Annotated in this window: 10 protein-coding genes; 6 read left to right on the top strand and 4 right to left on the bottom strand. The window is 65.0% G+C overall.

Features of this window, described 5'->3' with window-relative positions:
* Positions 1-49 precede the first annotated feature (49 nt).
* Entirely contained in the window at positions 50-664 is a 615-nt protein-coding gene (pncA, locus tag NP945_RS12715; protein ID WP_128309136.1) for a bifunctional nicotinamidase/pyrazinamidase, read from the bottom strand.
* Positions 665-909: 245 nt separating this feature from the next.
* Between pncA and NP945_RS12710 the strand changes: the two genes are divergently transcribed.
* Genes NP945_RS12710 through NP945_RS12685 form a run of 6 tightly spaced genes read left to right on the top strand, consistent with a single transcriptional unit; the run spans position 910 to position 8,052 of the window.
* On the top strand, positions 910-1,764 hold the full coding sequence (locus NP945_RS12710; protein ID WP_256746536.1) for a xanthine dehydrogenase family protein subunit M: 855 nt from the start codon (positions 910-912) through the stop codon (positions 1,762-1,764).
* Entirely contained in the window at positions 1,761-4,595 is a 2,835-nt protein-coding gene (locus NP945_RS12705; protein ID WP_256746535.1) for a molybdopterin-dependent oxidoreductase, read from the top strand. The genes NP945_RS12710 and NP945_RS12705 overlap by 4 nt, the downstream gene beginning before the upstream one ends.
* A complete protein-coding gene (locus tag NP945_RS12700) occupies positions 4,592-6,133 on the top strand; it encodes a 6-hydroxynicotinate reductase (RefSeq protein WP_256746534.1) in 1,542 nt (513 codons plus the stop codon). The genes NP945_RS12705 and NP945_RS12700 overlap by 4 nt, the downstream gene beginning before the upstream one ends.
* Complete coding sequence (locus NP945_RS12695) at positions 6,133-7,017, top strand: UPF0280 family protein (protein WP_256746533.1); 885 nt, start codon at positions 6,133-6,135, stop codon at positions 7,015-7,017. The genes NP945_RS12700 and NP945_RS12695 overlap by 1 nt, the downstream gene beginning before the upstream one ends.
* Entirely contained in the window at positions 7,010-7,594 is a 585-nt protein-coding gene (locus NP945_RS12690) for an amino acid synthesis family protein (RefSeq protein WP_127271009.1), read from the top strand. Before NP945_RS12695 ends, NP945_RS12690 begins: the two co-directional genes overlap by 8 nt.
* Positions 7,591-8,052, top strand: a complete 462-nt coding sequence (locus NP945_RS12685; protein ID WP_127271007.1) for a MarR family winged helix-turn-helix transcriptional regulator — start codon at positions 7,591-7,593, stop codon at positions 8,050-8,052. Before NP945_RS12690 ends, NP945_RS12685 begins: the two co-directional genes overlap by 4 nt.
* Positions 8,053-8,092: 40 nt before the next feature.
* Here NP945_RS12685 and NP945_RS12680 read toward each other — a convergent pair whose 3' ends face one another.
* Genes NP945_RS12680 through NP945_RS12670 form a run of 3 tightly spaced genes read right to left on the bottom strand, consistent with a single transcriptional unit; the run spans position 8,093 to position 11,954 of the window.
* Positions 8,093-9,061, bottom strand: coding sequence for a substrate-binding domain-containing protein (locus tag NP945_RS12680; RefSeq protein ID WP_127267673.1), 969 nt, complete (start codon positions 9,059-9,061; stop codon positions 8,093-8,095).
* Positions 9,058-10,374 (bottom strand): ABC transporter permease, encoded by a 1,317-nt coding sequence (locus tag NP945_RS12675; protein WP_256746532.1) that lies wholly within the window; start codon positions 10,372-10,374, stop codon positions 9,058-9,060. Before NP945_RS12675 ends, NP945_RS12680 begins: the two co-directional genes overlap by 4 nt.
* Positions 10,371-11,954: a sugar ABC transporter ATP-binding protein gene (locus NP945_RS12670; protein ID WP_256746531.1), complete on the bottom strand. Its 1,584-nt coding sequence runs from the start codon at positions 11,952-11,954 to the stop codon at positions 10,371-10,373. The genes NP945_RS12675 and NP945_RS12670 overlap by 4 nt, the downstream gene beginning before the upstream one ends.
* Positions 11,955-12,171: the final 217 nt, after the last annotated feature.

Here is a 12,171-nt window from a genome sequence, read left to right as displayed (position 1 = left end):
CGCAATTCGGCTGGCAATCCGGGTGAGGGGGTGCTTGCCCAACGGCCGTTCAATCCGACAAAGGGTCTTCGAGCGTCACGCCGGCGTCGCGCAGGCGCTGCAGCATGGCATCGAGCGAACCGTTGAGATCGATGCCGCGGCAGGCATCGAGCCGCACTGTGGTTTTGAAGCCCTGGCTGACGGCGTCCAGCGCCGAAAAGCCGACGCAGAAATCGGTCGCCAGCCCGACCAGGGTCAGCGTGTCGATGCCGCGCTCCCGGAGGTAGCCGGCAAGGCCGGTCTGGGTCGTGCGGTCGTTCTCGAAGAAAGCCGAATAGCTGTCGATATCAGGCCTAAATCCCTTGCGAATGACGAGCTCGGCCTTGGTCCAGGCGAGGCCGGAATGGAAATCCGAGCCCAGGCTGCCCTGGATGCAGTGGTCCGGCCACAGCGTCTGCTGACCATAGGGCATTTCGATCATCGTGAAAGGCTGCGCGCCAGGATGGCTGGAGGCAAAGCTGGAATGACCGGCGGGATGCCAGTCCTGCGTCAGCACGACATGGTCGGTTCGCCGGATCAGGTCGTTGACCAGCGGCACGATCTCATCGCCGCCGGCAACCGCCAGCGCACCGCCCGGACAAAAATCGTTCTGCAGGTCGATGACGACAAGCGCTTCGTCGGCCATGGGCTTTCCTCTTCCGTATGCAGGCTCCAGTGGAAAATGCCGCTGACGCGACCGGACGCAGAAACTTGACCAGATGGCCGGCGGCGTCAACCTCTCGCGACATAACAAATGCGTGCCGGCCGGGCCGCCGCAAACTCGGGCTTTGACAAATCCTGCGGGCTTGATATCATTTGCATACGAATGAGTTTCTCGGCTCGAACGCCGGAAATACCGGATTCGGAAAGTTCCTTTCTGGAAGGCAAAGCGTGATCCGTTACGCGAAACCCACCTCGGTCGACGAAGCGCTCGCTTTGCTTGGCGAGGGCGCCTGGCGCATCCTTGCCGGCGGCACCGATTTCTATCCAGCACAGGGCAGCAAACCCTTCCGCGACAATGTTCTCGACGTTAACGGCCTGGCTTCGCTGCGCGGCATTGCCGAGACGCACGACCATTTCGTCATCGGCGCGCGCACGACCTGGACCGACATCGTCCGCCATCCCTTGCCTCCGGCCTTCGATGCGCTGAAACAGGCGGCGCGTGAGGTTGGCTCGGTGCAGATCCAGAACGTCGCCTCGGTCGCCGGCAATCTCTGCAACGCATCGCCTGCCGCAGACGGCGTGCCGGCCCTGCTCGTCCTCGACGCGGAGGTCGAGCTGCGCTCAGTTGCCGCGACGCGGCACCTGCCGCTGCAGGACTTCATTCTCGGCAATCGCCACACGGCTCTGCTGCCCGGTGAGATGGTTACGGCCATCCGCGTGCCTAAACCCAGCGGCACGTCGGCTTTCGTCAAGCTCGGCGCGCGCCGTTATCTCGTCATTTCCATCGCCATGGTGGCGGCGCGTCTGGTCGTCCAGGATGGCCTTGTCCGGCAAGCGGCGGTCGCCGCCGGCTCCTGTTCGGTGGTGGCCAAGCGGCTGGCCGGCGTCGAAGCCGCGCTGCACGGTCTGCCGGTGGACGGCGGACTCGCCGACGCGGTCCTGGCCGCGCCGATGGCAGAACTGTCGCCGATCGCCGATGTGCGCGGCAGCGCCGAATACCGGCTCGATGCGGTGCGCGAGATTGTTGCCCGCACGGTGCTCGCGGCTATGGGGCGTACGACTGGCGAAGAGGTGGCGGCATGAGCCAAATTCAGCCTGACGCGCGTGAAGCCCTGCCCGATCCGGGCAGGGCCCAGCCAGGGTTCGGCGCTTTGCGCGCCGATATCGCCTTCGAGGTCAACGGCGCCGCCGTCTCGGTCAATGTGCCGCCCCTGCGCCGCCTGTCCCTGGTGCTGCGCGATGAATTGCTGTTGACCGGCACGAAGGTCGGCTGCGACGCCGGCGACTGCGGCGCCTGTACGGTGCTGGTCGACGGCGATCCGGTCTGCGCCTGCCTGATGTCGGCGGCTTCCGCCGCCGGGACGGCGGTAACATCCGTCGAAGGCCTCGCCAATGGCCGGCTGTCGGCGCTGCAGGCCTCGTTCCTTGCCCATGGCGCGGCGCAGTGCGGCATCTGCACGCCGGCGCTGCTGGTCGCGGCAACGGCGTTGCTGGACAAACAGCCAAGCCCGACCGAGGCCGAGGTGCAGGATGCGCTGGGCGGTATTCTCTGCCGCTGCACCGGCTACCGGAAGATCATCGCGGCGGTGATGGATGCGTCCCTGCAGGGCGCAAGCCTCGATTTCCGCTTGCCTCGATCAGGCCATGCGATCGGCTCCTCGCCCGTCCGGCTCGATGGCGTGCCGAAGGTCACCGGGGCTGAGAAATTCGGCGGCGATTCCTTCCCCGCCGATGCGCTGGCCGTGCTGGTGGTCCGCTCGCCGCATTATCACGCCGGCTTCGCCTTCGGCGACCTCGACGGCTGGACGAAGGCGCATCCCGGCATAGCCGGTGTCTTCACAGCCGCCGACATTCCCGGAAAAAACTGTTTCGGCGCTATCGGCCCGTTCGCCGACCAGCCGGCGCTGGCCGAAGGGTTTGCGCGGCTCCGTGGCGAGGCGGTGGCGCTGGTTGCCGGCGAGCGCGAGGCGATACTCGATCTCGATTTGTCGGATTTTCCTATCCGCTGGAGCGAACTGCCGCATTTTCTGCAACCTGCCGAGGCGCAGGCTGAGGGTGCTGCGCTGATCCATGAAAGTCGGCCGGCGAACCTGCTCACCTCCGGCCTGGTCGAGCGAGGCGACCCCGAGACGGCGCTTGCCGGCGCTGCGTTCACCGTGTCCGGCGCCATCGACACCTCCTATGTCGAGCACGCCTATATCGAACCGGAAGCCGGCTATGCCTATCTGGACGGCGACACGCTGGTCGTCGTCGCCTGCACCCAGGCGCCCTATATGGACCGCGACGAGACGGCGAAGGTGCTCGGCCTAGCCGTCGACAAGGTGCGCATCGTGCCGACCGCGACCGGCGGCGGTTTCGGGTCCAAGCTCGACGTTTCGCTGCAGCCGCTGATCGGCCTGGTGGCGATGAAGACGGGGCGGCCGGCGGCACTTGCCTACACCCGCACCGAATCGATGATTTCGACCACCAAGCGCCATCCGGCCGAGATGAGAGCGACCATCGGCGCCGATGCCGATGGCCTTGTCACCGGCATGATCTTCGAAGGTGACTTCAACACCGGCGCCTATGCAAGCTGGGGCCCTACCGTGGCCAACCGCGTGCCGGTGCACGCCTCCGGACCCTACGCGACGCCGAATTACCGCGCCGAAGGCCGCGCCATCCACACGCATGGGCCGATCTCCGGCGCCTTCCGCGGCTTCGGCGTGCCGCAAGCGACGATCATGCAGGAGACGCTGTATGACGAGCTAGCCGGCAAGCTCGGCATGGACCGGCTCGATTTTCGCTTGAAGAACTGCCTTCGTAACGGATCCGAAACGGTTACCGGGCAGCTTCTGGAGTCCGGCGTCGGCATTGCCGAATGCCTCGAATCGCTGCAGCCGCATTGGGTACGGGCAACTGCCGATGCGGATGCATTCAACAGCGCCAGCAGGGATAGAAAGCGCGGCGTTGGCGTCGCGTCCTGCTGGTATGGCTGCGGCAACACCTCGCTGCCCAACCCGTCGACCATCCGGGTCGGCATCGCGGCTGACGGCACGGTCATCCTGCACCAGGGCGCCGTCGATATCGGCCAGGGATCCAACACGGTCATCGCCCAGATATGCGCCGACGCGCTCGGCCTGCCGCTTGAGAAATTCCAGTTGAAGAGCGCCGATACAGCCATCACCCCCGACGCCGGCAAGACCTCGGCCTCGCGCCAGACCTTCGTCACCGGCAAGGCGGCCGAAAAGGCTGGCCGCGCCTTGCGCGAAAAGATCCTGCGCTTCGCCAATGTTTCGGAAAAAGCCGCTCTGCAACTGGACGGTTCGGCGATCGTCATCCGCGAGGGAGAAGCCACCCGCCGCATCGATCTCACCACATTGGACGTGGATGCCGAAGGCTTCGTCTTTCGCGCCGAGGAGACCTACGACCCGCCGACGCTGCCCCTCGACGCCAAGGGCCAGGGCAAACCCTACGCCGTCTACGGCTATGGCGCGCAGATCGCCGAATTGGAGGTCGACCTCAAGCTCGGCACGGTGAAGCTGCTGAAAATCACCGCCGCGCATGATGTCGGCAAGGCGATCAACCCGTTGCTGGCCGAGGGCCAGATCGAAGGCGGCATTGCGCAAGGCATCGGCATGGCGCTGATGGAAGAGTATATCCCCGGCCGCACCGAGAATTTGCACGATTATCTCATCCCGACCATTGGCGACGTGCCGCCGATCGAAACCATCCTGATAGAAGTTCCGGATCCGGAAGGACCCTTTGGTGCCAAGGGTTTGGGCGAGCACGTGCTGATCCCGACGGCGCCGGCGATCCTCAACGCCATCCGCCACGCCACCGGCGTGCTGGTCACCAAGATTCCGGCGACGCCGACGCGTATCCGCGCTGGCATCCGCGAAAAAGATGGCATCCGCGAAAAGGAGGCACGCCGATGAGCGAGCTTGCCGAACGCTTCGAGACCCATGATCCCGGCGAGAAGCTGGTGGCGGAGAAGATCCGCTGCGATGCCTGTCCGGTGATGTGCTACATCGCTGACGGGCGCACCGGCGCCTGCGACCGTTACGGAAATGTCGGCGGCAGGATCGTGCGGATGGATCCGCTGACCATCCTCGATCATGCGGCCGAGACCGGCGCGGCGATCGTGCCGTTCGTCGCCGAGGGCGAGGCATGGGATGGCGAACTGGTCAACACCGGCCGCCGCTTCGTCACCGCAATCGGCGCCGGCACCACCTATCCCGACTACAAGCCGGCCCCCTTCATCGTCAGCCAGGAGGTCGAAGGCGTCGATCTCGTCACCGTCGTCACCGAGGGCATCTTCTCCTATTGCGGCGTCAAGGTGAAGATCGACACCGACCGTCATATCGGACCCGAAACGGCTGTCGTACGATCGCAAGGAGAAGCGATCGGCCATGTCACGACGGGCGAGTATGGCTCGCAGATGCTGTCGCTGGGCGGTGTGCACCATCTGACCGGCGGCTCCAAGGCCGAGGGACGCGCCACCTGTGACGCGCTGCTCAATCTGTGCAACCGCAAGCCGGTGGAACTGGCCATCGACGGCGGCGCCACCATCATAGTCGAAGCCGGCAAAGCACCTGTCATCGACGGCAAGCAGGAACACCGAATGCGCGTCGGCTGCGGCTCGGCCACCATCGGCATGTTCGCCACGCAATGGCGCGGCCTTGTCGACGAGGTGGTGGTGGTCGACGACCACATCACCGGCGTCGTTTCCGAGCATCAGGCCGGCAAGGTGCTGGGCTGGCAGGATACCGGGATAAAAATCATAGGCCGCCGTTCGACGCCGGGCCGCTATTTCAAGGTCTCCGAACCCGGGCTTGGCTGGGGCGGCACCAGCATTTCAGACCCGCTGTCGATCCTCGGCGAGTGGAACGCCAAGAAAGGCGCGCGGCCGGGGCTGTCGCTGCTGATGGTGTCGACCACCGGGGAACAGTTCGCCTATTACGAACTCGACGACGAACTGAAACCGGTGCAAAAACCTTTCCCCGAACGGCTGCAGAAGTCGGTCGGGCTGATCGAGGACAATTGCGAGCCAGCTTTGTGCACAGTGCTGTTCATCGGCGGCGCCGGCGGCTCGCTGCGGGCCGGCGTCACCGAAAACCCGGTCAATCTCACCCGCTCGGTTCAGGGCCTGACCACCTATGTCACGGTCGGCGGCGCGCCGGTCTATGTCTGGCCGGGTGGCGGCATCACGCTGATGGTCGATGTCACCAGAGTGCCGGAGGGTGCCTTCGGCTATGTGCCGACGCCGGCGCTGGTGGCGCCGATCGAATTCACGCTGCGCCGCGACGACTATGTCAGGCTTGGCGGCTACGAGGCCGAGATCCGCAGCGTCGAGGATATTGTCGCAAAAGGCGGTGAGTACCTCAATCCGCGCCGCGGCACAGGCGCCGAAGCCACCAATCCATGGCCGCCACTCGCGCAGCTGCGCCGTGCCGGCTCGAACGGGGCCGGGTGATGCAAGGCCCGCAAGCCAACTGGCTGCAGGACGGCAAGCGGCTGCATCTCAACCACGGGCCGATCGACCTGATCGTCGAGGTTTTTGGTGAGGCGGATGAATGCCGCCGAGCCTATGAACAGGCGGTAGCGCGGTTCCAGACGATCCTGATGGAGCTGGTCGAGGAGCTCCCCGAATTGCGACTACCGGCGTTTTTCCTGGCGCCGCGCAGCTTCGCCGGCCCGACGGCGCGCCGCATGGAAGCAGCCGTTATGCCCCTGGCGGAATGCTTCATAACACCGATGGCCGCCGTCGCGGGATCGGTAGCCGACGAAATGCTCGCCGCATTGCTTGCCGGTCGCAAGCTCGAGCGCGCCTATGTCAACAATGGCGGCGACTGCGCAATCCATATCGGCAGGGGAAAGTCGATGGGCTTGGCGGTCGCCGGCACCGGCAACGGCATGGCGGACCGGATCACGATCCGCGCGGAAGATGGCGTTCGTGGCGTTGCCACCAGCGGCTGGCGCGGCCGCTCCTTCTCGCTTGGCATTGCCGACGCCGTCACCGTGCTCGCGCGGACCGGCGCCGAGGCAGATGCGGCAGCGACCCTCATTGCCAACGCGGTGGACCTGCCCGGCAATCCCGCCATCAAGCGCATTCCCGCGCACGAACTGTCGCCCGACAGCGATCTCGGCGCGCGGCTGGTGACACATGGTGTCGGCACGCTTGGCCTTGGCGAAGTGGCGCGGGCGCTGGACAAAGGCCTTGCCGTCGCCGAAGATTTTCGCCGGCGCGGCCTGATTGCCGCATCGGCGCTGTTTCTTGGCGGTGAGATCCGCATTAGTGGCTCGGTCGCGCTTGCCGCGCCCAACAAAAGTTCGAGGGAGGAAGTTGCCCATGCCTGAGTTTTCGATCCGCAAAATCGCGGTGCTGACCGAAGAGATTTTTCACGAGGGCGGGCCGGTGGCCCAGGTGCCGCGCCGCCGCGCCGCCGCCATGGCCCTGGTGAAAAACCCGTTCGCCGGGCGCTATGTCGAAGACTTGCAGAGCGCCATGGACGATCTGAAGCCGCTCGGCCTGTTGCTCGCCGACCGGCTGATCGCGGCGCTCGGCGGCGACGTCAAGCAGATCGACGGCTACGGCAAGGGCGCCATTGTCGGCACGGCGGGCGAGTTGGAGCACGGTGCGCTGTGGCATGTGCCCGGCGGCTACGCCATGCGCGAACGGCTCGGCGACGCCAAGGCGATCGTGCCGTCGGCCAAAAAGGTCGGCGCGTTCGGTTCAAAGCTCGATGTACCGCTCGGCCACATCAACGCCGCCTATGTGCGCAGCCATTTCGACGCCATGGAAGTCGGCATCAGCGATGGTCCGCGCCCAGACGAAATCCTGTTCTGCCTCGCCATGACCTGTGGCCCGCGCATCCACAATCGCATGGGTGGTCTCGCGGCCGATGACATCAAAGCCTGGGATGGCTTGCGGTGAGCGGCGAGGACAATCTGCTCAAGCTGGTCGAGGTCGAGGCGCCGGACGACCAGGATTACCTGCTGCAGGAGCAGGTCGGCTTCATCCTGCGCAAGGCGCATCAGCGCCATGTCGCGATCTTTGCCGCGCATATCGGCGATCTGACGCCGCCGCAATTCGCGGCGTTGGCCAAGCTGCGTGACGTCGGCGAGACCTCGCAGAACCAGCTCGGCACGCTGATCGCGATGGATGCGGCGACGGTGAAGGGCGTCATCGACCGGCTGAAGGCGCGCGGCCTGGTCGAGCTTTCCAGGCACGAGGTCGACAAGAGACGGCTGCTGGTCAATCTGACCGCGGCAGGCCGCGATGCCATCGACCGCCTGATCCCGCTGGCGCGCGAGATCACCCAGGAAACGCTGGCGCCGCTCTCCGCCAAGGAGATCGCCACCTTCATGAAGCTGCTGGTGAAGCTGGCTTAGACCGCCGGGCGCCAAAAAGGCACCCGGCAGGAAGCTTGGCTCAGAGGCCGTTGTCCTTCAGCACCTGGGCGGCGTTTTCCTTGGTGATCTTCTCGGTTGGCAGAGTGATGGTCTTTTCGACCTTCTCGCCGTTGAGGAACTTGATCGCCTGGCGCAGGCCTTCGGCACCGGGAGTGACATAGGTGAAGGTTGCCGTCAGCTCGCCCTTGTTGACCATCTGCACGCCTTCGTTGGGCAGGCCGTCGATACCAATGAACTTGATGTCCTTCTCGCGGCCGACATCCTTGGCGGCGAGATAGGCACCATAGGCCATCGGGTCGTTGTGGCCGTAAACGAGATCGATCTTCTCGTTGCTCTTCAGCGCGTTGGCCATCAGATTGTAGGCCTGATCCTGCTTCCAGTCGCCCGATTGCTGGTCGAGCAGATATTTGATGCCCGGCTCCTTGTCGGTGAATTCGTGGAAGCCGTCGTGGCGGTCATGCGCCGGCTGGGTGCCCATGCCGCCCCAGATCTCGACGACGTTGCCTGCAGCCTTGCCCTTGCCGCCAAGCAGTTCGACGGCATATTCGCCGGCCGCGCGGCCGATCAGCGCGTTGTCGCCACCGACGAACTGCGTGTAGTCCTTGGTCTCGACATTGCGGTCGAGCACGAAGACCGGGATCTTGGCATCGATCGCCTGCTGCACGACGCCGGTCAGGCCGGCCGATTCCTTCGGTGACACCAGCAGCGCATCGACTTCCTGGCGGATCAGGTTCTCGACATCGGCGACCTGCTTTTCGGTCTTGTCCTCGCCGTCGGTGATGATCAGTTCGACCTCGGGATGCTTGGCGGCTTCGGCCAGAATGTCCTTGTTGAACTGCGCGCGCCAGGGCTCGATGGTCGTCACCTGCGAGAAGCCGATCTTCCACTTCTTGTCCTGGGCGAAGGCATTGCCGGTGGTCAGAAGCGCGGTGGTGGTCAGCAGTGCCGCGGTCACGGCGGCAAGCTTCAACATGTCACGTCGTTTCATTTCTTGTTTCCTCCGAGATTGAGAGACGGTGTCTCTTGCGACGGCCGCTTTGCCGCGGCCGTTTCCTTGTGCGCCGATTGCCCGCCGGGCAGGCGCAGATAGGCCAGGAGATCACCGGCATTGCGCTCCTGCACGAGCACGGTGCCGATGATGATCATCCCCTTCAGCACCAGCTGAAGGTTCGAATTGATGTTGTGGAGCTGCAGGATGTTGGAGAGCAGACCGAAGATCAGCACGCCGCAGAACGTGCCGGTGAGGCTGCCGCGCCCGCCCATCAGGCTGGTGCCGCCGATGACCACGGCGGCGATGGCGTCGAGCTCCAGCCCGGCGCCGGCATCCGGCTTGCCTTGCCGGTACTGTGCGACATAGAGCACGGCGGCGATCCCGGCGAGCAGCCCCGAGACGGCATAGGTTGCGATCTTGACGCGGCCGGCGGCGATGCCGGAGAGGCGCGCCGCCTCCTCGTTGCCGCCGATGGCGTAGACGTAACGGCCGAACGGCGTGAAGCGCAGCACCGCGCCATAGATCAGGATGGCGCTGAGGAAGAACAGGCCCGGCATCGGGATGATGCCGAACACCAGCGAGCGCAGGATCTCGAAATCGGCGGTCGCGTTGGAGCCGGTATAGACCGGCAGCACCGCATTGTTCTGGCCGGCGGTCAACCGTGCGATGCCGAGCGCCGTCACCATCATCGCCAGGGTGACGATGAAGGGCTGCAGCCGCCCGGCAACGATGATGAAGCCGTTGAGCGCGCCGAACAGCAAACCAACGCACGGCGCCACCAGCAGCACGCCGAGCACACCGAATTTCGGCTCGATCTGCGGCAGCAGAAACCACAGCGACAGGCAGCACAGGACCACGCCGACGACGGCGGGCGTGACCAGGCCGCGAATCCCGTCCAGCTTGATCTCACGGAGGAGGTCGGCGCCGGCACGGGATTTTGCCAGGTTCTGGAAAATGAAACGGGTGACGACGAAACCGAGGCAAAGCGCCACCAGGCCGACGGTTGGCACGCCCAGCACGACGCCCGGCGTCACGCCTGGAACCGTCAGCAGCATGGCGCAGACCACCGAGCAGATGGCCATTAGCGAGCCGACGGAGAGATCGATGCCGCCGGTGATGATGACAGCCGTCATGCCAGTGGCGATCAGGCCGGTGGTCGACACCTGGCGCAGCACATCGAGCAGATTGCCGTAGGAGAGGAAGATGTTGTTGCCCTTCGAGCTCATCGGCGAGCCCAGGACACCGATCAGGAAGATGGCGATCAGGCCCCAATAGAGCTTGGTCCGGGACAGGAGTTTCAAAACGGTCATGCGGCTGGTCTCGATATGGTCCGGCGCGGGGCGGCGAGGCGCATGATGGCCTCCTCACTGGCCGCGTCGCGGGAAAGAATGCCTGTCTGGCGGCCATCGGCCATCACCAGGATGCGGTCGGAGAGGTGCAGGAGCTCCGGCAGTTCGGAGCTGATGACGGCGATGGCGAGACCGTCGCGCGCCAGCTTGAAGATCAGGTCGTAGATCTCGCGTTTGGCGCCGACATCGATGCCGCGCGTCGGCTCGTCGAGCAACAGCACCCTCGGCTTCGTCGCCAGCCATTTGCCGATGACAACTTTCTGCTGGTTGCCGCCCGACAGCGTCCCGGCGGGCTGGTCGATGTCCCGGCAGCGGATGCCGAGGGCCTTGACCGCCTGCCGCGCCAGCCCCTGCTCGCCGGCCAGCGAGCGGATGCCGAAGCGGGCCAGCGAGCCGACCAGCGGCAGCGCGACATTGTCCGCGATCGAAGCCTGCAGATGCAGCCCTTGCGTCTTGCGGTCCTCGGTCACCAGCGCAATGCCCAGCCGCCTCGCATCGCGCGGCGAACGGATGTCCACGGGATGGCCGTCAATACGGATTTCGCCGCCGGTGCGGCCATTGCTCGAGCCGAAGATCGCTTCCAGGATCTCGGTGCGGCCCGAACCCAGCAGCCCGCCAATGCCGAGGATTTCTCCGGCGGCAAGATCGAAGCCGACGCCGTCGATCACCGTGCGCCAACCATGCGCATCGGGCTTCGACAGCGACAGGTTTTCGACCGAAAGCACGGTCATGCCGCTGGTGTTGCGCTCTTCCTCGGAGGAAGCGAGCAGGTTGCGGCCGACCATCGCCGAAATGATCGTATCTTCGTCGAGCCTGGCCATCGGCTCGGTCAGCACATGGCGGCCGTCGCGAAACACGGTGACGCGGCTGGCCAGATGCATGACCTCGTCGATGCGGTGCGAGATGTAGACGATGGCGACGCCGCTGTCGGCAAGCTGGCGGATGATGCGGAACAGCCGCTGGCATTCGGCCGGCGACAGCGCCGAGGTCGGCTCGTCCATGATCAGGATGCGCGCCGACATCGACAGCGCCTTGGCGATCTCGACCAGTTGCTGCTCGCCAACGCGCAGGGCGCCGACGCGGGCTTGCGGATCAAGTTCGATGCCGAGCCGCTGCAACAAAGCACCCGCCGCGCGGCTGCTTGCCTTGCGGTCGACGATCAGCCCGGCGATCAGCTTCTCGCGGCCGAGGAAGATGTTGTCGGCGACGCTGAGCTCGGGCACCAGGTTGAGCTCCTGATGAATGATGGCGATGCCGGCATCCTCGGCGTCGCGCACGCCCGCGAAGCTGACCGGGCGGCCATCGACGCTGACCGTGCCGTCATAACCGGTATAGACGCCGGAGAGGATTTTCATCAGCGTCGACTTGCCGGCGCCGTTCTCGCCCATCAAGGCATGAACCTCGCCGCGACGCAGCTCAAAGCCGACATCGACAAGCGCGGCGATGCCGCCGAAGCTCTTGGAAATGCGCTCGGCACTCAGAACGATGTGCGACCGATCGGCCGCACCGTGCTCCGGGGACAGGCAATTGCTCTCTTGCATGACAATGGCGGCCTCCCTTCCGTCGTCGTCAACTTCCCGCAAACGCTAATCTAAACGTTTCGATCATGTCAAGCCGATATAAGGTGCCGGACGTTTGGTGCAATTCGATTCTTGCTAAAAAGGACAGGATTCCGTACGTATTGGCCAGTAAGGGTGGCGAAACGTTTCGAAAATGACAGCGTCAGGGCAAAAAAGACACCGCAAATCCACCGCGCCC

The sequence above is a fragment of the Mesorhizobium sp. LMG17149 genome (genome assembly GCF_024518695.1).
Taxonomy (GTDB): domain Bacteria; phylum Pseudomonadota; class Alphaproteobacteria; order Rhizobiales; family Rhizobiaceae; genus Mesorhizobium.
Note: the sequence above shows the minus strand (reverse complement) of the source record. Positions and strands in the feature narration are given on the sequence as shown.